Here is a 22,830-nt window from a genome sequence, read left to right on the forward strand (position 1 = left end):
CTATTCCTCGGGCAAAATTAAACTAATGATTTTCCATCCGGATTGCGGACTTAAGGACTGACGCGTTGTAAAAACGCCAACATCACCTTCGCGAATGTAGACTAATGGAATAGCGTTAGCTCCCCACTCCGATTGGTAATCAGCGAAGGTAAACTCGGCGGATAAACGCGTGGTTTTGATTGAAGCGCCGCGTTTCATCGCGTTAGCTAGAAACGCATAAGTGACACCGTCCCCGAATAGACAAAGTTTTTGCGCATAGTTTTCAGAGACTTGATGACTCTCACGTACACTACTTTCATTGGTACCTAAGCCAAGAACAGTGGCGTCTTTATCCAATTCGTGTTCGAAGTGATGGGTAACTAAAGGGTTCAGCTGGCGATAGGGCGAGATGACCAATACACTGCCGATGGTGGATAGGTCTAAGTGCCGCTCTGCGTGGTCTGACATTGGATTACCGAAGTATGTATGGATATTCTGCATGCGCGCGAGGCGGATTGCATCCCAGTTAGTATCGGCAAGAATGACCTGAATATCGTTCTTGTTAAGCTCTAGCGCCAGCTCGCGCGAAAAGTGATGCGCGCCAAACAGCAAGAAGCCGTGCTGTTCAGGTGAACGCAACCCGAGCCATTGCGCTACTGTTGAGGCGGTCAAACTCTGAATGACTACTGTCGCGATGATGACAAGGAAAACCATCGGTACGACTAGGCTCGCCTCTTCGTAGCCGGCCGCTTCGAGTTTAATTGAGAACAGTGCAGATACTGCTGCTGCGACAATGCCTCGTGGCGCAATCCAGGCTAGCAATGCTTGTTCTCTAAATGATAGCCCTGTACCAATTGATGAAACGGCTACTGACAGTGGCCGAGCGATAAACATAATCGCCGCTATCACTATTACAGCGCCCCAACCAACGGCTTGCACGCCTCCAAAGTCAAGACGAGTTGCGAGCAGAATGAATAGTGCCGATATCAGTAAAACACTCAGTGTTTCTTTGAATTCCAAAATGCCATCGACATTAACGTTTTTCATATTCGCGAGAATCATCCCCGCAATTGTCACTGTCAGTAATCCGGACTCGTGGGCAAAAACATTTGAAAACGCAAATGCCGCCAACATCAGGGTTAAAACGGCGGTGTTTTGTAAGTAATGAGGGATCCAGTTGCGCCTCAATGCTACACCCATGAGATAGCCGCTTAAGCCACCAATGCCACAACCCACTAACAGCGTGATGCCAAAGGCCTGGAAAGTGTGTAATAAAGCATTTTGTTGCGCGAGGACAAACTCAAAAACAAGAACCGCAAATAAAGCACCGATGGGATCGATTACGATCCCTTCCCAGCGCAAAATATTGGCAATCTTGGTCGATGGCCGCACTGTTCGCAACATGGGAACGATGACGGTTGGCCCCGTAACTGTGACGATAGCGCCAAACAAGGCAGAAAGCTCCCAGCTCAGCCCAAGCGCAAAGTGGGCCGCTGGTGTCGCGACGAGCCAGGTTACTAAAACACCTATGCTACAGAGATTGCGCACCATCTTTCCATGGCCACTAATATCGGAAAACTTCAGCGTCAGTGCGCCTTCAAATAGAATAATGGCAACTGATAATGAAACAACGGGAAATAATAGCTCACCAAAGAGCTCATCGGCATTGATAAGGTTGGTACCTGGACCAACAATAATACCGGCTAACAACAGAAATAGAATAGCCGGAAGTTTTATGCGGTAAGCTAAATACTGACACGCAATAGACAACAGTCCGACTACAACCAGAATGACTGATAAGTTCTCCACTGAAATCCCCTATTGGTGCGTGTATGCGCCGCTAACCTTAGACCAATAGGTATAGATTTATCAAATAATTAGATCATTCCCATGCTAATTACGGAGATACTTTAAGTTGCCAATCTGGGACGCTTTAGTCTTGAGTGTTTTCTTTACAAAATTATTTCAACTGGCAACTGTTGGTTACAAAAACGTCAGCTTTTTTTACACATCAAATTTAGATAAAAATAAAAACCATATAAAACAATAACATGCATTTTGGCATGGTTTAAGCTTTCTAGGTTGCACTAATAATTTTCAACGTACTTTTAGTACTTGTGTTAATAAATAGTAAATTAAGGATTAGATGAATGAATATTAAACCAAGTAAAAAGGCAGGAGTGTTGGTCGCAGCGGCAATCGCATCGGCATTAGCTGCATCGACGGCACAAGCCTCTCACTTTCGCGGAGCAGCACTAGTACCTAGCGTAGATGCGAATGGCGTACTTACAATCAACAGTAAATCCTTCTGGCGTAAGGGTACTGCAAGCGGTGGTGTAGGCAGTTTCGTTAACGTTTCAGGCGTGGGTTCGGCTGGTGAAGTTTCTTCAGTTGTGGACACCAGCGATGTTCGCCGTGACAGTAATACCGAGGTGTTTCAAACAACCCTTCCCGGCGCTGGCTATTATACAATCACTTGGGGAAGCTGCTGTTGGGTGCGTCCTGGCCCAAGCCAAAACTTCACTGAGTCAAGCTACAGCACTGTATCAACGATTTATTGGGATGGTTCAAACGCGACCAACCCTATCCAGTTTGATTTAGAAAATATTCAACAGCAAGTTGTTGGCGGTCAAGCGTATTCAGATAACTTAGATGCAGTGGGTAGTAGCACACTTAGTTACGACACAAGTTACATCGCTCAGAGCATGACGATGCAAGCTGAAGGGTTTACTATCGATGCAACAGGTCAAATTAACATTGATGCAACTAGTACCGGTAACTATGTTGATAACCCTTTCAACGATGGTGCTGATGAGGCATTTAGTGCGCGTATTACAGCCTCTGATGGTGTTAACCCTAATGAAGACAGTTCAGTTGAGTTCGTATGGTTATTCGACGTGGTCGATTCTCAGTCAGCAAACCTTGCTCCAGAAATCACTGACGTTACCATCAATGCGTTGATTGGTGACTCAATTTCTCAAGTGCTAACCGTAACCGATCCGAACGCGGGTGATGTAGTAACAACCAACTTCTTGTCGTTCATCGGTTCAAGTGGTGCTGTAGCAGGTTCGACCTTTGATCCAAATACACTTCAGTTTAATTGGGATTCTACCGGCTTCTCAGCGGGTCAATACGTTGCAACTTTCAGAGCAGCTGATGGTGGCGGCTTAACTGACCAAGGTACAATTACCATCAATCTTAGAGCGCCGTCTAATCCGAACGTTACAGAGCCAGGCTCTTTAGCGATTGCGGCTGCTGGCTTACTTACTCTTGGCGCATTGCGTCGTCGCAGAAAGTAAATAGATATTTCGAGTGTTAAAAAGGCAGCTTGAGCTGCCTTTTTTTGTGCACAATCAATCGTAGCCCTAGAAAATATCACTAACCCAGTTAATATAAGTATTAGTTAGCTATTGTGAAAACTGTATGGATTTCGCTGCGTTCAATGACAAGTGCTTGTGTATGCAAGGCGTAAGGAGAAAGGAATGAATAATAAGATTGCAAGAAGCGGTTGGCAGAAGCTGCTGTTAATAATCACAGTCTTGAATTTTTGTGTAATAGGGGGGCTGCAAGCAAGTATTGTCACAGAAACACCTCAATCACTTTACGATATGTCAGAATCAGAGCTATATGAGCTGATGGTGCAACAAAATCTGATTTTGAACGGCTACACGTTGGACAGCGTTAAGATTCCGACAATTGTAAAGCAGGGGATCGGAGATGAACGAGCATTGGCATTGGTTGGACAATTGCTGGCACAAAACGATGCAAGAGGTCCATCTGCACTAGCCAACTATTTAACCCGTTATCCAGATGATCTGTTGGCCTTGCACCTAGCGGCTAGTGAACTGATAGAACAAGGCAAGTACCCAGAAGCTGAACTAACCCTTAGTAAAGTTTTGCAAGCGCAACCTAATTTTCATGCAGCAACAAACTTATTGGGAATAATCCGTATTGAGCAGCAGCAATATGATGTTGCGGCGCAAATCTTCGCTCGCGTTTTACTGCAAGATCCAGAGCCAAATGAAATGGCTGGTAGATACATGACGTGGCTAAGTTTGCGTAAGGGCAATATTGAACAAGCAGAGATTGCGATGCGCCTTACGATGGCGAAAATGCCCGTTAATGATCAAGTAGTTGCGCCTATTCACTTGGAATATGCGGAACTATTACGCCGGCAAAACAAGCATGAGCTAATCGTTGAATTGTTTTCCGACTTGGATCCTTCTGATATGTCTAGCCCGCTGATGGTTGAAGCTCTCGCCAGACGTTTAGAAGCGGCAACTCAAGCAGGAATGTTGGATGAATCATTGAGATATCTCGAGCAATTACAAAACCATCCATCACTATCGCTGATGCCTGGCCTCATGAGTCAGGCGAGAATTAAAGCGCAACAGGGCGACTATCAGCAAGCACTCGAACTTATTGACCAAGCAGAAAATATGGTGCCCGTTTTAGAACCTACTCGATTGGTTGAGAAGGCCAAAATTTTAGCGGTAGCTGGACAAGCATCTGCGGCCGCAGAGAACTTGAATTTAGCATTAGGCGACCCGAAAACAGCCACGCTGAGTGAGTGGCAACGCTATATGGAATTAATGATAGCCATAGGGCAAGGTAACCAAGGATTGCAAACGCTAAGGCAAAACCTCAGTGATACTAATGACAAAGATCAATTGCGTTTAGTTTTAGTCGACGCGCTGATTAGTGCTGGAGACCTAGGTGCTGCAAACCGTGAGTTAGTCAGCTTACTTAATCAATCTCCGAATTTATCTGGCGCGCATTATCGTAGAGGAATACTGTTATTTGAACAAAATGACAATCAAGCTGCCGTTGATGCGTTCCAAGCAGCTGTGGACAACGATAGACAAAACATACCTGCTTGGTTAGCACTTTTGGGTGCTAAACATGACCATCGCGTTCACGACCATGCTAGTGGAATGGCTGCGGCTAGTCACGCTGATCTAATGCCTTTGTTTGCTCAAGCTATTGAAGCTAACCCAGATTCTATTGTCTTATTATATGAATGGGGGCTGACGGCATACTCTGGCGGACAACTCGACCTTGCCAAGCGAGCGTTTGACCTTGCTGTCGCAAAAGCGCCGTTTGATGTGAAGTCTCTTGCTATGGCATCCATTGTTCGCTCGGATGAAAACCAGCGTTTGAATGAAGCTCAAGCATTAGCACAGCGCGCAAAACAACTAGCGCCAAATAATCCAGCCGTCATCGACGCATTGGGGTGGGCACTTGTGCGAATGAAACAGGTTGACCAGGGCATACAGTATTTGCAACAAGCACTTAGAGCAATGCCTGGTGATGAGGCTGTGTTGGCACATTTAGCTGAAGCCTATGTAATGAAAGAGGACTCGAATCAAGCAATAGCGTATATCTATGATGCTCTGAAAGGCACATTGCCGGACCATACCAGTGCGGCACTTCGTGCGCATTTAATTGCACTTCGTCCAATGCAATCTTTGACCCTCGATGTTAATTATATCAATGGCTTAGGGGTTGGAGACGCGATAGGCACGATTAGCATCACTGCTAGAGATTCAGGCGTGGTTGTGGAGGCTGATGTTTCTGGTTTACCTGCTGGGTTAAATGGCATGCATTTCCACGAAAAGCCCAGTTGCGAGGCAGGTGTTTTAAATGGTGAACGCATTGCTGGTATGGGAGCTGGCGGACACTATGGACACGATCAAATGATGATGGATATGGAAAGTATGGATATGGGGAATATGAGTCATGAAGAGCATATGATGCATATGCAGATGATGAAACCCAAAGGGGATTTACCACCACTTCCCGTTGATGAGAGTGGTAGTGCGACTGATGTCGTAATAGGCCCCAATTTGACCATTGATGAACTGCGTGGCAGAAGTTTAATCATCCATCAGGGCCCTGATGTTGACGGCCAATCTGGACCTAAAGTAGCCTGCGCTGTTATTCCATAAGGGCTTTTCACCAGCGAGCAGTTTTTGCTGCTCGCTAACACGTATCTAAAAAGATACATATGTGCAGACAAACAAGACGAACAATCTGATCTATCCGCCTATTATTTAACCACTCGCTTTAAACAGACGGTTTTGAAATGAAAGTCGGTGCAATTGTTCTTCTAATGACTGGAATGTTTGTTACTCATTCGGCTTGTGCTGATATGAAAGAGTTTCGCAGTAATGTGAAGTCTTTCATAACAGAAACCTTTGCCGGTGAACTGGAGTTTTCATTTCAACGTCAGAAAATTCAATTTCAAGGGTGTAAGCAGAAAGCTTATGACTTGGTCATTAGTAAGCCATTTACCGATCAGTTCTCTATCGACATGTCACTGGGGTATGCCAAAGGTCGCAATAGCTGGGGTATTTTCTCGCAAACAGTTTTAGTCAAAGAGTATCAGATTATCCCTCGCTGGCAGTTTGAAAACTTTGCGGTAGGTATGGGCGTAAAAATGCAATCAGCTCATCAGCTTAGATCGTCTCACGGTCCAGACTTTAATTTACCACTCCAAACTGAGTGGGCAGTAGAAGCTGACATTCCAACGCGTTTTGACAATCACAATATGCGGATTTCACTGGCTCACCAACAATGGCAAAGTGACGATATTGCCTTTACAGATGTGGATTATGTGGCAGAAAACAACGCAGTAAGTATCGAGTATTCCATCGTATTCTAAGCGGGAATTTTAGAGCAACATAGTTAGGCGTATAGAAATACACCTAACTATTAAGACGAAATGGGAGCAGTTATTCTCCTTCAACCGGGAAGCCGCGGTCACGCATCAGCGCTTCAACGTTGGCATCACGGCCACGGAACTTGCGATACGCTTCGGCAGGATCCATCGCATTACGTACAGCAAATAGATATTTCACTAAACGCTCACTCAACGCTTCATCGTAGAATCCACCCGGTGCTTCAGCAAAAGCTTCAGCCGCGTCAGACGTAAGTACTTCGGCCCACATATAGCCATAATACGCCGCTGCATAACCTTCACCAGAGAAGATGTGACCAAAGTGCGGGGAGCGGTGGCGCATGACAATTTCTTCAGGCATGCCTAGTGCTTGCAGCTGTTCGCGTTCAAACGCGTCAGGCTCAATCGTTGCAGGATCGGTTGTGTGATAGAGCAAATCAACGATTGCTGAAGCCATGTATTCAGTCGTTTTAAAGCCTTCATTAAAGGTGGCTGCAGCCTTGATCTTGGCGACCAGTTCAGCAGGGATCGGTTCACCGGTTTCGTGGTGAACAAGGTATTGATTGATCACTTCATCGGTCAACAACCAACGCTCTAAGAGTTGTGATTGGAACTCGGTATAGTCGCGAACGCCGCTGTGTGAAGTAGGGTATTCAACATCGGCTGCTAAGAAGTGCAGCGCATGACCAAATTCGTGGAAGTAAGTCTCAGCATCATCCCAAGAAATGAGTGTTGCCTGTCCCTCCGGAGCTTTTACAAAGTTACTATTATTCGAAGTTAAAGCCGAGCGCTCACCGTCGAAACTTGTCGGTTGGCGATACATTGTTGCCCATGCACCAGAACGCTTGCCCTGACGAGCAAATGGGTCGAGATACCATAAACCAATGTGCTTACCCGTAGTTGAATCAGTGACTTCCCAGACTTTTACATCGGGGTGGAAAACGGGTACCGAACCCTCAGGTACCGGTTCAAACGTGAAATTAAACAAGCGATCGGCGACATAAAACATCGCATCGCGCAATTTATCGAGTTGTAAATATTGCTTAACTTCGTTGGAGTCTAACGCGTATTTAGCTTTGCGTACCTTTTCGGCATAGAAGCGATAATCCCAAGGTTCAATAGTAATGTTGGCACCTTCAGCATCAGCAATAGCTTGCATATCTGCAACCTCTTCTTCAACCCGCGCTATCGCAGCAGGCCATACACGCATCATCAGATCCATGGCATTTTCAGGTGTTTTGGCCATGCGATCTTGCAAACGCCACTGGGCATAATTTTCAAAACCCAACAACTGAACGCGTTCGTGTCGCAATGTAAGCAATTGCTTGATGATCGCGTTGTTGTCAAATTCATCGCCGTTGTCGCCACGGTTGTAATACGTATTCCAGACTTGCTCACGCAATTCGCGATTGGTCGAATAGGTGAGGAATGGATCCATCGATGAGCGAGTGTTAGTAATCGCATACTTACCTTCATTTCCACGTTGTGTGGCAGCTGCCGCCGATGCACTGACAAATGACTCGGGTAGGCCGTCTAATTGGTCGGCAGTCAGATAAAGCACATAATTTTCTTCATCAGCCAAAACATTATTGGAAAATTGGGTACTGAGCTTTGATAGTTCCTGATTGATTTCTGCATAGCGTGCTTTTGCCGCCGCATCTAAAGTCGCCCCGTTACTGGCAAAGCTGTTGTAGGTTAACCATGTAATTCGCTGTTCTTCTGGGGTGAGCGTGGCCAATTCTTCACTCTCATATACGGCTTTTACTCGTGCAAACAGCGCTTCATTTTGGGTTATTTGAGAGAAAAACGCTGATAACTTAGGGCTCATCTCAGCCTGAATGGCACGAAATTCAGGACTGGATTTATTCGAACTCCAAATTCCCCAGTAAGTGAATATGCGATTTAAGGTAGAACCAGCACGTTCCAATTCGACGATTGTATTGGCAAAAGTTGGTGGCTCAGGATTGTTCGCTATGGCGTCTATCTCAGCTAGATTCAAGGCCATTCCTTGCTCTAGTGCTGGCTTTAGGTCGTCGAGTTCCATTTTATCAAACTGAGGTACACCACCATACGGTCCGGCGTATTGTTGCAGTAGCACGTTATCGGTGGTTACGGTAGTCACTGTATCGCTGGCAGATTCGGCCGTTGGTGATTCAGTTTGCGGTTGTTTGTTGTCACTACAGGCTGCTAAGGCAAGAGTAACGGCTAAAGCTAATGAGCTGAGCAGAACTTTCTTCATGTAATTTCCAAAGTCTTGTTGTTAGGTGATTATCATTTTTTTTTAAGGCTTAAAAAGAGCTCCAGCTAATACGCAGAGCTCGGCGTGTATTGAGTGTAACGCATTCGGTAAGAGCAAGATACCGCCTGCTTCGCAACACCTTTTACTCAAAAACGATAGTCTTATTACCGTGTACAATCACGCGATCTTCAAGGTGGAAACGCACGCCATTGGCCAATGCAGTCTTTTCACAGTCTTTGCCTTTGCGCACCATGTCGGCGGCTGAATCGGAGTGAGTGATGCGCTTAACATCTTGCTCGATAATAGGTCCTTCGTCTAAGTCTGCGGTGACATAATGGCAGGTGGCACCGATCAGTTTCACGCCCCGCTCATAGGCCTGTTGGTAAGGCTTGGCACCGACAAACGAGGGTAAAAAGCTGTGGTGAATATTGATCGCTCGTCCCGCCCACTGCTCGCACATTTCATCGGGTAAAATTTGCATAAAGCGCGCAAGTACAACTAAATCTGTGTTGTAAGCGGCCAGTGTCTCTTGAATCACAGTAAACGCTTGTTGCTTGCCCAGCGCCTTGAAGTCGACATAGATGAACGGAATCTTGTACCACTCTGCAAACGCCGCTATTTTTTCGTGGTTGGCAATGATGCAAGGAATATCGCAATGAAGTTCACCCGTATGGTGGCGGTGCAGTAGGTCCACCAAGCAATGGGATTCGTGGCTTGCTAATATCGCCATGCGTTGTTTTTGGGCTGAGTCAGTCAATTGCCAGCGCATTTGGTACTTCAGTGCTAGCTCAGCAAATGCCTGTTTAAAACCAGAGTGATCCAATGCCAAGCTATCCGCCCTAATTTCGTGGCGCATAAAAAAGCGACCGGTTTGTAAGTCGGTATGATGACTGGCCTCGATAATATTGGCTTGATGTTCAGCGAGAAATGTCGCCACTGCCGCGACGATACCCACTTGGTCAGGGCAATCAATGATTAGGCGATAGGTTTGTTGCATGGTCGGGATCAAATCAAAAAAGAAAATCAGGATAGCATTTTCCGGCTCGTGGACGATGATTTTTTCACTTTCTCATTTTTTACTGTCGCAGAAGTTTTAGCAGAGATTTCATGGAGTTGTAAAAGCTTTTCTAACTTATAGCCAAAAGCCATAAAAGTTATGGGGTTATTGTGTGGTCCAAAATTAAGACTAAGGTCGTATTGACTATATGTACATCACTGGAGATGCCTTGTGGAAGCCTATCTCATTCGAGCCGCCAAAGTGCTAAAAGACCCTGAGCAAACCATTACGGCTAAACAGACTGCACTCGAAGTTCTGCGTAACGCTGGGTTTTCAGACGCTGACATCAAAGTTCTGCAATCAGATGGAGTTGAAAATGATCGCTTATCGACAGTGATCTTTCTAGCCTAACGACCACGTCTCAATAATAGGGTAGTGGACGCCATTGCTGCCCGAACGAGACTCGAACAAATGTATTTTATCAACAATAAACCGCCAGTCTTGCTGAGGTTGCGGGTAGCTCGTCGGTTCTTTAAATTTGCGCATTAGTGTTACATGAGGTTGATACTCTCGTGCGACATCAGGTGATTTAATATCCTGTTGTTGGCATTGTGTGCTGACTGAACTTTGCAATGTTTTTAAGGCAATCGGCGGGACTTTTGATGATAGCCATGCGATCGCAGGTTTTCGCCAATGATTGACCCAATCCAGTGTCAATGTAAATGGTTCTATGTCACTGACATCTAGCGCTTTAACAATGCTTGCACGTTTGCTTTCGACAAGCGCTGGAATAAACACTAATGTCATATGTAAATTGAGGGGCGGCACTGGCTTGAAACCTTCTGAACCTGGCCACTCATTATCTCGCCATGTGACTATTTGGGTCTTTAATGCGGGTGGTAGGTCAATGCCAATAAAACAGCGCATAACAATACAAAAACAGTTTTCGTGGTTCACATCATAGTTTATTCAAGGAATAATCCAAACACACAACCTTGAGTCTTTTTTGTCTGTAGCAGGCACCCATTTGGCTAACGATTTACCCATTCATGCATTCCTTGGAGAAATCCAAGCGAAGTTAACTAACGGCGATGTGATTTTATCTGCCGCGCCAGGTGCAGGGAAATCGACGGCGCTGCTGTTGCACTTGCTCAAAACACATTCACGCAAGGGTAAAATCTTAGTGCTACAACCGCGGCGAGTCATTGTACGGGCGCTGGCAGAGTATCTTGCGGACCAACTGAATGAGATGGTAGGTACACGCGTTGGCTATCAAATTCGCGGCGAGCACAAGACCAGTAGCGATACACAACTTGAGTTTATTACCGAGGGCATATTAGCTAGGCGTTTACTCAACGATCCCGAGCTGTCTGATGTTGATCTGATTGTGTTTGATGAGTTTCACGAACGCAGTTTACATGCAGATTTTGGCTTTGCTTTAATTAATGAGGTACAACAAGCATTGCGCGATGATCTGCGCTTAATGGTCATGTCAGCAACACTGGCCGAAGAGGAGTTGCAGCGCGCCTTACCCAATGCTGAGCTCATTCAAGTCCCGGGCCGTCAGTTTGCGATTGACTATCACTACCGACCGATTGGTTTGATGCCATTGCAAGTGGACGAATTAGTATTCGTTATCGTTGAAGCTTTGCAGCAAGAACCAGGTGACGTCTTGGTGTTTATGCCCGGGCAGAAAGAGATCAATCGCACCTTGGATAAACTTCAGCAAGTATTGCAGTCACGCACTGATTTGGCGGATGTAAGATGCCTGCCGTTATACGGTAGTTTGAGCAAAGAGCGCCAGATCACAGCGCTACAACCGAGTCCAGCGGGACAGCGAAAAGTCGTACTAGCGACCAATATTGCCGAAAGTAGTTTGACCATCAATGGCATAAGAGTCGTGATTGATACTGGGCTAGAGCGGGTGGCTGAGCTAGACCTGCGCACGGGCATCGAGTATATGCGCACGCAAACTATCAGTCAGGCGTCGGCTACTCAGCGCGCTGGACGGGCCGGTAGATCAGCAACCGGTGTTTGCTATCGCACATGGTCACTAGAGGCTCACGACCGTTTGCGTCAGCAGTCCGAACCTGAAATTCTAACCCGTGATGTCAGTGATATTAGCTTGCAAGCGTTGGGATGGGGGAGCTCATTAACGGAATTGCCATTATTAACTCAACCGCGTCAAGCACAGCGAGACGCAGCAATGGCTAAGCTACTTCAATTAGGAGCAATTACGAGCGCAGAAAAACTAACATCACACGGGCGAGCCTTGGTGGCTATGCCGGTGAACGTTCGCCTTGCCAATATGCTACTTAGGGCGAGAGAACTACAGAATGATTATCCATCTCTACCAATCGCCGCTGCAGCTGTAGCAGCCTCGCTGTGGGACGTCGCAGCGCCACAAAACGGTTTGCTCAGTGAGTACATTGTCAATAACTTACAGCGCAACAACCGACGATTCGTTAGCAGTGTGAGTCGTTATGGTAAACAGCTCTCGTGCAAGATTAACCCTGAGATATTATCTGAGCTTAGGTCGACTGATATTGCTCATGCGCTATCATTGGCATTCCCGGATTGGTTGGCGAGGCATATTAGCGATTGCCAATACAAATTGGCCAATGGTAAACAGGCTAAACTACTCGACGCTGACCGATTTGGTGTTCCTGAATGGTTGGTTGGCGCTGATCTATTTGGCAACAATCAGGGCGCCATCAACATTGCGTTGGCCGAACCCATTACCAGCGAAGATCTGCTTCGCTGGTATGGCGATGATATTGTTGGTGAAACCACCTTATCGTGGTCAAATGAACGCAAGCGATTCGACCTACGTTCAATTCGACGGCTTGGCGCCATTACTCTCAGTCAAGAGCCGGTTAATAAGCGAGCGGCCAGCAATCGCATTTCCCAAGAGCAACTGCGCGGCGCATGGTCCAACATCATACGCAAACAGGGTTTGGAATGGTTGCCACTTCCGGCATCTGCTTGGCAGCTGATTTATCGCGTGCAAATCGCTACCGAGTTGTGCACGCGCGATGATATTGAACCCTTCCCCAATTTTTCAGCCGCAAATTTACTCGATACATTGGCAACGTGGTTGATGCCTTTTATCGATAATCAATTCAGTTTTCAGCAGCTGAGCGAATTAGACTTTTACAGCTGTCTTAAGTCGTTACTTAGTTGGGAACAACAACAATGGCTAGATCGAGAGTTGCCCACGCGCTTGACCCTGCCCACGGAGGATCGCTTGCAATTGGAATACTCGGCACTCAATCAACATGCTGAACAAAAGGTGACACCACCCAAAATTGCAGCGCGCATGCAGTGGTTTTATGGTTTGGCTGCAACACCGACATTGGCCGAAGGGAAACTGCCGGTAATCGTGGAGCTGCTGTCACCGGCAATGCGGCCATTGCAGACAACGACTGATCTTGGTGCGTTTTGGCATAGCGACAGTTATCGCCAAATCCAAAAAGAAATGAAGGGACGCTACCCTAAACACCTTTGGCCAGATGACCCAGCCAATACTGCCCCGACTAAAGTCACAAAGCGCAAGATGTCTTAAGACATTGATTTCGATCAATTCCCAACCTGAAACTCATCGTTGCTGTTCAAAATACGACCATCGTCGAATAGTCGCTATTTCGCTTCTTGACTAAGGTATTAGCCGAGGCTTAATCAATGAGGAAATCAACATGAGTAAAGTAGCGCTAGTAACTGGGGGAACGCGCGGCATTGGTGAGGCTATCAGTGTCGGCTTAAAGAATGCCGGATATACTGTGATTGCCAATTATGCCGGTAATGATGCCGCAGCTTTGGGATTTAAAGATCGCACGGGTATTGCAGTAGCAAAATTTGATGTGAGTGATTTCGAGCAAACTGAAGCTGCCATTCATGCGATTGAAGAAGAGTATGGGCATATCGATGTGTTGATCAATAATGCGGGGATCACGCGTGATGGCACTATGCATCGCATGACGTTTGAACAATGGGATCGCGTTATTCAAACTAATTTAGCGTCTTGTTTTAACACCTGTCGTGCCGTAATTGAAGGCATGCGGGAGCGTCAGTTTGGCCGTATCGTCAATATCGGTTCGGTGAATGGTCAAGCCGGTCAATACGGTCAGGTTAACTATGCTGCGGCTAAATCAGGCATTCACGGTTTTACCAAGGCACTCGCGCTAGAAGGCGCGGGTAAAGGCATTACAGTGAATGCTATTGCACCAGGTTATATTGATACCGATATGGTGCGCGCAGTGCCTGAAGACGTATTGAAGAAAATCGTCGCAACCATTCCTGTCGGTCGATTGGGCCGCCCAGAGGATATCGCCGAAGGCGTATTATTCTTGGTGGGTGACAACGCTGGCTTTGTCAGTGGCTCAACACTGTCACTCAATGGCGGACAACATATGTACTAACGCTTCACTCGGTATTGAGCTGCGCTAATACGTGTTGGCGTAGCTCGACGCTGGGAAAGCCATCAGCAATCAAGTTGTGATGCACTTGATAAGCGCGAATGCCGGCGCGCGTGCCTGGTCCCATAATGCCGTCAACACCACCAACGTCGAAGCCCAGTTGCGTTAATGCTCGTTGCAGCTGCATGATATCGACGCGAGACAAGGGGGGTAAGTTCGGTAACTCGACACTCAAACCTGGCCCATTGACAATACGATCGGCCAAATGTCCAACAGCAATAGCGTAAAATTCTGAGTTGTTCCAACGCATGATGGTACGGAAGTTTGCATAGGTTAGGAATGCAGGCCCGGCATGTCCGGCGGGGACTCGCAAAGTCGCGAGTAATTCACTTTCCGGGAGCACGCTACCATCAGTCATCGTTATGCCAGTAGATTGCCATTCGGTTAAGGTACGACGATTGTTGTAGCCCGCCAAGCTGTAGTCGAAAGTGTCTGGCAACACAATTTCTCGCCCCCAACGACTACCCGATTGCCAACCCAATCGAGCCAAAAAGTTAGCTGCGGAAGTGAGTGCATCAGCTTCGCTATTCCACAAATCAATAACACCATCGCCGTCACCGTCAACCGCATACTGGGTGTAGGTAGATGGCATAAACTGAGTGTGACCCATCGCACCAGCCCAAGAGCCCTGCATAGTTGCAGGGTCGAGATTTTCGCGATCAACCAGCAGCAATGCGAGCAGTAATTCTTCAGTAAAAAACGCTTGGCGGCGTTGGTCACAGGCGAGGGTAGCTAACGAATCTAGGGTTGGCATATTGCCCTTGTAGCCACCGTAATTAGTTTCTAGCCCCCAAAAAGCCACCAGATAATGCCCTGGTACCCCATAGCGGGCGGTTAGCTCGGCGAGCAACTCGCGGTGCTCGGCGTACTTTTCGCGGCCCTTGTTAATTCGCCAATCGTTGACGCGTTTTGAAAAATAGGCCGGGAAGGTCTGGACAAACTCCGGCTGATTACGGTCCAGCTCAATCACTTTGGCTTGATATTCAAGGCCACTTAATATTACCTGAGTATCGGCACTTACGCCGCGGCTCTCGGCCAATTGGCCTAAATTCCCTAAGCACTGCTTAAAGTCTGAGGCGGTGGATGTACTGGCGGTAGCGGCGAGCAAGAAAAAAGAGCTACACACAAGCAAAGAAGAAAAAAGACAGCGAATCATAGAGAAGGCATTCACAAAGTAAAAAAACTTATGCTACCCGATGCGCTGCTGGCCGCCTAGACTTAGTCGCTGTATTTGTGAATAAATTCGGTGACTAACGGACGAATGTGTTTGCGAAACGCCGAGCCACTGAAAATACCGTAATGACCCGCACCGGCTTGCACGTGGTGCTTGCGCTTGTGTTTAGGGATATTCTTACAAATATCTTGAGCGGCTTCGGTTTGACCCAGACCGCAAATGTCATCGTTGGCACCTTCTACCGTGAGTAACGCTGTATCATCAATTGCCTCAAAAACCACAGGCTCACCCTGATACGTAATTGCGCCGCGAGCAATTTCATTATTCTTAAATACCCGTTCAATGGTTTCTAAATAGAACTCCGCGGGCATATCGAGTACCGCTAAATACTCATCGTAAAAGGCGCGAAATCTATCGGCATCTTCCACTTCGCCAAACACCAAGTTTTGGAAGAAATTCATGTACTTTTGAGTGTGCGTTTGCTGATTCATCGAAATGAAGCCACCCAGCTGCATAAAGCCTGGATACACTTTACGTCCTTGGCCGGGATAACCGTATGGGACCTGCATAATGGCGAAGTTGCGAAACCATGACATAGGGCGCTGGCGCGCAAACTCATTCACTCGGGTCGGGCTTTTGCTCGTGTCTAATGGGCCTGCCATTAATGTCAGGGATTGCGGTACGCAAGGGTTCTTGTTCTGCGCCATAACGGCGGTAGCAATAAGTGCTTGGACAGTGGGCTGACAGATAGCAATCATATGCGTGTCGGGCCCCAGAAACTCTAAAAACTCTATGAGGTAAGACACATAACAATCAAAACTGAATGGCCCTTGCGATAACGGAACCTCTCTAGCATCAAGCCAATCGGTAATATAAACCTCATGATCGGGTAGCAGCGCTTCCACAGTGCCTTTTAACAGTGTTGCGTGATGTCCAGATAATGGTGCCACCAATAATACGCGTTGATTATCGTGTAAACCGATGCGGTTAAAGTGAATCAAATCACAGAATGGTTTGGATAAAACCACTTCTTCACGGACTACATGACTTTCATCGTCAATTGCAATTTCATCAATGTTAAACCCCAACTTTTCATAGCGGCGGGTGAGGCGCATGGCCGTTTCAAGCGACGCTGTGGTTAATCTGCCTGCTAGCGAATAGGCATAAGGGTTTGCCGGGTGCTTGATGACGTCATTAAGCAAGCTAAAACCTTCGTGCATAACTTGCCCGGTGCGCGCCATGTAATCGTAGGTTTGGTAGCTGACCATAATAACCGTCCTCTGAAGAAGTACTGAGTGATTGTTAGGGGAGAATAGAAGCTGGCCAATATGGCCAGCTGTGAAAGGTTACTGAGTCACGGTAAAAGACGCTGCAAACTCTTCGCTCATGCCTTTCACCATTTCGCCCGCTTTTTGTTGTGTTGCAGTGAGTAGACCATAGGTGTCTTTCGCTGCATCGGTTAGGGTTTCTTGTAACTGCTCAGCATAGGCTTTTTGCGTTTCAGCTAAGCTGGTTAAGTCTTTTTGCTGAGTTGCTTTTTCGACAAATGCCATGCCATCACTCATAAGCGAGGAATACAGCGCACTTTGCTTTTCAGTGAGGGTTTGCAATGTACTCATATTTAGTGCTGCAAGATCAGATACGGGTTTAAGACTGCTTTTGAGTTGCTCATTCATTTGTTCAAACATAATTGTTCTCCAATGGGACTGTTAAAGTTTTACTACGAGTTATTCAGCAGTTTTTGCCGCTGGTTTAGGTTTGGCTGTTTTCGCCTTAGTTGCTGTTTTACTGGGAGCTTTGGCCTTGGTCGCCGGTTTTGCGGCAGACTTTGGCTTGGCAACAGGCTTAGCAGCTGCCTTGGCTGTTGTTTTTGGCGCCGGCTTGCCAACTGGATTGCTGACCGGCTTACTTACGGGTTTGGCGGCCGCCTCGGTTTTGGGCGCATTACTCGCTGATTTGTGCTGCAGACTCGCTGACATTATGGCGCTTATATCATCCCTAGCGGCACTCAGTGTCGCCAAGGTACCGCTGGTGGCGGTGGTCACCCGATCGCGAACCGATTCTGAATATTGCGACTGGGCAGCAATAAATCCACGCAGCCCTTGCTGCTTTGCAGCAAAGTTAACTAGTTTTACACTGTCGCTCAATACGCCTGATACAAACGCGGCTTGTTGTTTTGCTAAGGCTTCAATCGTTTTTGCATTCAAAGCGACTATTGACCTTGCTGGTTTTGCTGACTGTTGAAACTGCTCTGAAAAATTGCCAAACATAGTTAATCCTCTTGCGAATAAAATGCTGCGATGCAGCAATGGTTAAATAATAGACAGGCGTGGAGTTGAGTGTCAAGCAAAAATGTTGCGGTGCAGCAAAAAAGGTCTAAGACATCAGTCGGAGGAGGGAAGAAGTGTTATTTCTTAGGTTGTTGCCATTGATTCATATTGGCTTCAAACATTTTATTGAGCATGCCAAGGGGGCTGTTATCGACCATACTTTTCATCACGCCTTGCAGTTTGTCTTGCTGTTGCATAAAGGCCAGTAGGCTTTGCTCCATATATTGGCGCACAAAAGGTTGCATGTCGGAATCGTAGTAACAAATCAGTTGTTTAAGTAACTCATTGGTAAGTAACGCTTGCGCATCATTGCTTTCCGACTCAGTGATGATCTGTAGCAAAATCGACTTTGTGCGGTCTTCGCCAGTTTTTGAGTCGACAATTTCAAACTCGCTTTTTTTTGTGATCAGCTGCTTGATGTAATCGAGATTTACGTACTTGCTTTGGCTAGTATCGTATAATCGTCGATTGGGATATTTCTTAATGGTGATCACTGCGAGTCCTCGTTGTTGCGCAGTTCAAGACTATCCCAGAGTCGACCAACTCTCAACTGTCGCCTAATCGCACTCGTACGTAGCGACCCGGCGCCGGTTCTATTTCTGGATATGCTGCATGGCTGCCGGGTTGCAGAGATTCTACTTTACCGGCCGACTTGTCATTAAGCCATTGGTGCCAGTCTGGCCACCAAGAGCCCTGATGTTCTTCCGCTCCCTCTAACCATTGTTCGGCATTTTCGGGTAATTCGGTATTACGCCAGTGCGGATATTTACCGGTTTTCGGTGGGTTAATAACGCCTGCTAGGTGACCGGAACCCGCCAGCGTGAAGCGGCAGTCACCCCCGAGTAACTGCGTACCCTTATACGCTGATTCCCACAGCACGATATGATCGGCAATGGTTGCCAAAAAATAAACCGGCACATCAATGTTAGCCAGATCAACTGGAATATCATCAATCACAATCTGGCCCGGCTGACAAAGCTGGTTCTCGAGATAACTGAAGTGCAAATACTGTTTAAAGCACGCTGCTGGGATGTTCGTTGCGTCGCTATTCCAATACAAAATATCGAAGGCGGCGGGGTCTTTGCCGCGCAAATAATTATTGATAAAGAACGACCAAAATAGGTTGTTTTCGCGCAGTAGACTAAAACTCAAACCGAGGATGCGACCGTCGTATACCCCTTTCATGGCGGCTGTCTGTTCAAGCACCGGCACCATATCTTCGCTTAGGTAGTTACCAATCTCACCGGGTTCACTGAAATCCAGTAGCGTTGTTAATAAGGTGAGTGACTGGATCCGCTCATCGCCTTGTGCGCGCAGCCAAGCAGTGGTCATTGACAATAGCGTACCGCCAATACAAAAACCGACTGCGTTGATCTTTGGCGCTTGGGTAATTTCTGTGACAGCATCTAAGCAGGCCACAGGTCCGTACTTCATATAATCCACAAAGTCACGCTCTGCGAGGCTTGCGTCAGGATTCACCCAAGAAATCATAAATACAGCGTGACCTTCGGCAAGGAGTCCGCGCACCATGGATTTTTGTTCGTCCAAATCGAGAATGTAGTACTTATTAATAAATGGCGGCACAAAGAGCACCGGCTCAGCAAAGGTTTCTGTCGTTATGGGGCGATAGTGGATGAGTTGGCAGATGTCATTTTCAAATACTATTGAGCCTGGGGTGGTGGCTAAGTCTTCACCCAAAGTAAACGCGCTATCATCCGTTTGGGTTATTTTAAACGCCTCTAATGGGCTTTGTTCAAGATCATGCATAAAGTTTTGCATGCCTTTGAGCAGGCTTTCACCTTCTGATGCGAGTAACTCTTCACACACCTGAGGGTTAGAAAATAGATAGTTGGTGGGCGCTACAGAATTAATGTATTGGCGCGTATAAAACTGCACTTTGTCAGCAATTTTTTTATCTTTAAAACGCACCGCACCTATGGTGTTTTCTAGCAGTTCGCTATTTAAAAGGTAGGCTTGGCGAATATAGTTAAATACGGGGTTTTGTTGCCAATCTGCGTGATTAAAGCGTTTGTCAGATTTAGCCTCATGAGTTACTTCATGGTATTCCTGCCCCATCATGGCTTTACTGGCTTGCTGCCATAAGTCGTTCTGCTTCTGCATAAAGTCTAGTTGTGATTGCAGCAGCGCTTGGGTATCAATATCGCAATCCGAATTTAGCATGCTCTGCAGTGAGTCGAGTGTCGTTTGCGGCTCACCGTCGACGACTGGATTTAATGAAGCCGATAGGATTTCTTGTACTTTCGATGAAAATACGGTGGCGTACTGTTCGAGTTGAGAGAACAATTCATCTTGGGTGTGCGCTTGCATGCTAGCCTCGCAAATGATCTATTTTCAGTCTTAGCCTAGTCTTATTTTTCCCATAAAATAAGGGCTCTACGACTAATGTCTAAAGCGATACAAAGGCAGCGTTGGTTATTCAATGGTGAGCACGTATAATCGATTTCAGCACCTCTCAGTGAGCAGTAACCTTGGCCAAAAAGAAGCAAACAAAAACGCAAAGCAAAGCAACATCGAAACGCGCTAAACAACCAGCGAAGAAGCACTGGTTTAAGCGATTGCTACCGATTGTCGGTAAGTTATCGTTGGTTGCGACGGTGGCACTGGCGGCCTATTTGTTTTATCTCGATGCCTCGATAAAACATCATTTTTCGGGCAACAAATGGCAAGTGCCTGCACAAATCTATGCCCGTGCATTGCACATTGAAGTAGAGCAAGAAATCACGCCAGCAGAAATTCTCGATGAGTTGGAACTACTGGGCTACCGGCAAGTGGCAAACGTGACCAGTAGTGGTGAGTATCATTACGCGAACCGGCAATTGACCTTTATGCGCCGGGCGTTTGATTTTATTGATGGCAATCGAGCCATGCGTCTTATCCGGCTGAACTGGCGTGGCGACCGCATTGGCGCGATTGAGGAAGCACTACCACGTCAATTAACGTTTGCCTCTGCCACCGCAATACAGCACATTCGCCTCGAGCCATGGCTGGTGAGTCGTTTGGTCAGCAGTCACCGCGAAGACCGCATGTTGCTCGATATTGAAAAAGTGCCGCCCATGTTAGTTTCGGCGCTAACCTTGGTTGAAGATCAGAACTTCTACAAGCACCACGGTGTTGCGCCGCTATCCATATTACGTGCACTGATTGCCAATATTGCCGCGGGCAGGACGGTACAAGGGGGCAGTACGTTGACCCAGCAGTTGGTCAAGAACTTATACCTAACGCGCGAAAAATCGATTACGCGGAAAATCAAAGAAGCGCTAATGGCAATTGTAATCGATGCGCGCTACAGCAAGGATCAGATCCTCGAAGCCTATCTCAACGAAGTGTTTGTGGGCCAAAATGGTGATCTTGGTGTGCATGGTTTTGGTCTCGGTAGTCACTTTTACTTTGACCGTCCGGTAGCCGAACTCGACGTTGCAGAAATCGCATTGTTGGTGGGTATGGTCAAAGGGCCTTCTTATTACAATCCTCGCCGCCATCCAGAGCGCGCCACCGAGCGTCGCGACTTGGTGCTTAAAGTCTTGTTTGAGAACAACGAGATTTCAGCGGCTGAGTATGAGATGTATGTGAATCAGCCGCTCAATATCGCCTCAGGCGCCAGTTTAGCCAGTGGTAAGCATCCAGCGTTTATGGACAAGGTACGCCGCGAGTTAACCGACATATTGGCTGACCCGGATATTCGCGAGTCGGGTGTGCGTGTATTCACTTCGTTAGATATCAATGCCCAGCGCCGCGCAGAAAAAGCGCTCGCCGATACGGTAGAGCGTTTGGCAGACCAACGCTCTATTCCCGGTCTTGAGGGAGCCATGATGGTCACCGATATCAAGAGCGGTGAGATCCGCGCCATAGTCGGCAGTAAAAATACCGCTTACAGCGGTTTTAATCGCGCTCTGGACGCAAGGCGTCAAATAGGCTCGTTAGTTAAGCCCGCGATTTACTTAACGGCGTTAGAACAACCAGCACGGTTTAACCTTGCTACACCCTTACTCGATGAGCCCATCGATTTAGCCGATGAAGGTGGCAAACGCTGGCAACCGCAAAACGCCGATAAAGAGTTTCGTGGCCAAGTGGCGTTGGTATCGGCATTAACCGAGTCGCTTAACGTACCGACGATAAATCTGGGCTTGGATGTTGGTTTACCCAATGTCATCGATACCTTACAGCGCTTGGGGGTTAATACGCCGATAAAAGAAGTGCCGGCACTGACGTTAGGTGCGATTGATTTGTCCTTATTACAAGTTAATCAAATGTACCAGACCATCGCCAACACAGGTGTTTATCGGCCACTTCGAACAGTTAACGCGATTACTACCTCAGGTAATCGACTGCTATGGCAGCACAGTAATTACGCGGAGCAGCGGGTGGATGAAGCTGCAACGTACCTGACCAATTATGCATTACACAAAGTTACGATTGAGGGCACTGCCAGACGTATCAATAGTCAATTCCCTAGAATTAATATGGCGGGAAAAACGGGTACTACCGATGACTATCGCGACAGTTGGTTTGCCGGATTCGACCGCAATATATTAGTCACTACGTGGCTAGGTGACGATGATAATGCAACGACTGGCCTAACCGGGGCTAGCGGAGCACTGAGTGCCTACATTGCCTATCAAAAAGCGCAACAACCCAAGTCATTATCACGACGTTTTCCAACCGGTCTTGGTATTGCTCATTTCGACCCGCTTTCGGGTGAGGCAATGGTAGCAGGGTGCACTAATGCGTTAACGGTACCGGCAATTTTAGACGTGTTACCTGCTCAGCGACGTGCATGTGATGTTACGACTGACGGCCCACAACAAGAAGAGCCCGAAGAAGAGCGCTCCTGGTGGGAGCGCTGGTTTGGTGATTAGGCGGTAATTAGGGCGTGTTGATCTTTGCGGTACAATTTTGCAGCAGTAAGACTACAATTTAGACAAGGATGAATGCGCGC

General features: G+C 47.1%; 17 protein-coding genes. 7 read left to right on the plus strand and 10 right to left on the minus strand.

Annotated elements, in window-relative coordinates:
- A complete protein-coding gene (locus QTP81_RS16830; RefSeq protein WP_289367162.1) occupies positions 1-1,788 on the minus strand; it encodes a cation:proton antiporter in 1,788 nt (595 codons plus the stop codon).
- Between the two features lie 341 nt (positions 1,789-2,129).
- Here QTP81_RS16830 and QTP81_RS16835 point away from each other — a divergent pair, with 341 nt between their 5' ends.
- The 3 genes from QTP81_RS16835 to QTP81_RS16845 all read left to right on the plus strand — a co-directional run bounded on the left by QTP81_RS16835 (position 2,130) and on the right by QTP81_RS16845 (position 6,643).
- The gene (locus QTP81_RS16835) at positions 2,130-3,278 is read left to right on the plus strand and encodes an Ig domain-containing protein (protein WP_289367164.1); all 1,149 of its coding nucleotides are present in this window, start codon (positions 2,130-2,132) and stop codon (positions 3,276-3,278) included.
- Between the two features lie 183 nt (positions 3,279-3,461).
- Positions 3,462-5,927: a tetratricopeptide repeat protein gene (locus QTP81_RS16840; protein WP_289367166.1), complete on the plus strand. Its 2,466-nt coding sequence runs from the start codon at positions 3,462-3,464 to the stop codon at positions 5,925-5,927.
- Between the two features lie 137 nt (positions 5,928-6,064).
- On the plus strand, positions 6,065-6,643 hold the full coding sequence (locus QTP81_RS16845) for a hypothetical protein (RefSeq protein WP_289367169.1): 579 nt from the start codon (positions 6,065-6,067) through the stop codon (positions 6,641-6,643).
- 70 nt (positions 6,644-6,713) lie between these two features.
- On the opposite strand, the gene QTP81_RS16850 is transcribed toward QTP81_RS16845, so the two are convergent.
- Both QTP81_RS16850 and purU read right to left on the minus strand, forming a co-directional pair.
- Entirely contained in the window at positions 6,714-8,897 is a 2,184-nt protein-coding gene (locus QTP81_RS16850) for a M3 family metallopeptidase (protein ID WP_289367171.1), read from the minus strand.
- 142 nt (positions 8,898-9,039) lie between these two features.
- Positions 9,040-9,894: a formyltetrahydrofolate deformylase gene (purU, locus tag QTP81_RS16855; protein ID WP_289367173.1), complete on the minus strand. Its 855-nt coding sequence runs from the start codon at positions 9,892-9,894 to the stop codon at positions 9,040-9,042.
- Between the two features lie 231 nt (positions 9,895-10,125).
- Between purU and QTP81_RS16860 the strand changes: the two genes are divergently transcribed.
- Positions 10,126-10,305, plus strand: a complete 180-nt coding sequence (locus QTP81_RS16860) for a hypothetical protein (protein ID WP_289367175.1) — start codon at positions 10,126-10,128, stop codon at positions 10,303-10,305.
- On the opposite strand, the gene thpR is transcribed toward QTP81_RS16860, so the two are convergent.
- The gene (thpR, locus tag QTP81_RS16865; RefSeq protein WP_289367177.1) at positions 10,297-10,821 is read right to left on the minus strand and encodes an RNA 2',3'-cyclic phosphodiesterase; all 525 of its coding nucleotides are present in this window, start codon (positions 10,819-10,821) and stop codon (positions 10,297-10,299) included. The two genes, QTP81_RS16860 and thpR, sit on opposite strands and share 9 nt — an antisense overlap.
- 79 nt (positions 10,822-10,900) lie before the next feature.
- On the opposite strand from thpR, the gene hrpB reads away from it, so the two are divergent.
- Together hrpB and phbB are read left to right on the plus strand one after the other, a co-directional pair.
- On the plus strand, positions 10,901-13,459 hold the full coding sequence (hrpB, locus tag QTP81_RS16870) for an ATP-dependent helicase HrpB (RefSeq protein ID WP_289367180.1): 2,559 nt from the start codon (positions 10,901-10,903) through the stop codon (positions 13,457-13,459).
- 130 nt (positions 13,460-13,589) lie between these two features.
- Positions 13,590-14,312 carry an acetoacetyl-CoA reductase gene (gene phbB, locus QTP81_RS16875; protein ID WP_289367181.1) on the plus strand — a complete coding sequence of 241 codons (723 nt, stop codon included), beginning with the start codon at positions 13,590-13,592 and terminating at the stop codon, positions 14,310-14,312.
- A 4-nt stretch (positions 14,313-14,316) separates the two neighbouring features.
- Here the strand turns inward: phbB and QTP81_RS16880 are convergent, their stop codons facing one another.
- The 6 genes from QTP81_RS16880 to QTP81_RS16905 all read right to left on the minus strand — a co-directional run bounded on the left by QTP81_RS16880 (position 14,317) and on the right by QTP81_RS16905 (position 20,201).
- Positions 14,317-15,477 (minus strand): lytic murein transglycosylase, encoded by a 1,161-nt coding sequence (locus tag QTP81_RS16880; RefSeq protein WP_289367184.1) that lies wholly within the window; start codon positions 15,475-15,477, stop codon positions 14,317-14,319.
- Positions 15,478-15,587: 110 nt separating this feature from the next.
- Positions 15,588-16,811, minus strand: a complete 1,224-nt coding sequence (locus QTP81_RS16885) for a polyhydroxyalkanoate depolymerase (protein WP_289367185.1) — start codon at positions 16,809-16,811, stop codon at positions 15,588-15,590.
- Positions 16,812-16,889: 78 nt separating this feature from the next.
- A complete protein-coding gene (locus tag QTP81_RS16890; RefSeq protein ID WP_289367186.1) occupies positions 16,890-17,231 on the minus strand; it encodes a phasin family protein in 342 nt (113 codons plus the stop codon).
- Between the two features lie 39 nt (positions 17,232-17,270).
- Positions 17,271-17,813, minus strand: a complete 543-nt coding sequence (locus QTP81_RS16895) for a phasin family protein (RefSeq protein ID WP_289367187.1) — start codon at positions 17,811-17,813, stop codon at positions 17,271-17,273.
- 137 nt (positions 17,814-17,950) lie between these two features.
- Positions 17,951-18,367, minus strand: a complete 417-nt coding sequence (gene phaR, locus QTP81_RS16900; protein WP_289367188.1) for a polyhydroxyalkanoate synthesis repressor PhaR — start codon at positions 18,365-18,367, stop codon at positions 17,951-17,953.
- A gap of 52 nt (positions 18,368-18,419) precedes the next feature.
- Positions 18,420-20,201 (minus strand): PHA/PHB synthase family protein, encoded by a 1,782-nt coding sequence (locus QTP81_RS16905; RefSeq protein WP_289367189.1) that lies wholly within the window; start codon positions 20,199-20,201, stop codon positions 18,420-18,422.
- 161 nt (positions 20,202-20,362) lie between these two features.
- Here QTP81_RS16905 and mrcB point away from each other — a divergent pair, with 161 nt between their 5' ends.
- Positions 20,363-22,750, plus strand: coding sequence for a penicillin-binding protein 1B (gene mrcB, locus QTP81_RS16910; RefSeq protein ID WP_289367190.1), 2,388 nt, complete (start codon positions 20,363-20,365; stop codon positions 22,748-22,750).
- The last annotated feature ends 80 nt before the right edge of the window (positions 22,751-22,830 follow it).

The sequence above is a fragment of the Neoalteromonas arenosi genome (assembly GCF_030362855.1).
In the GTDB taxonomy this organism is placed as follows: domain Bacteria; phylum Pseudomonadota; class Gammaproteobacteria; order Enterobacterales; family Alteromonadaceae; genus Alteromonas_E; species Alteromonas_E arenosi.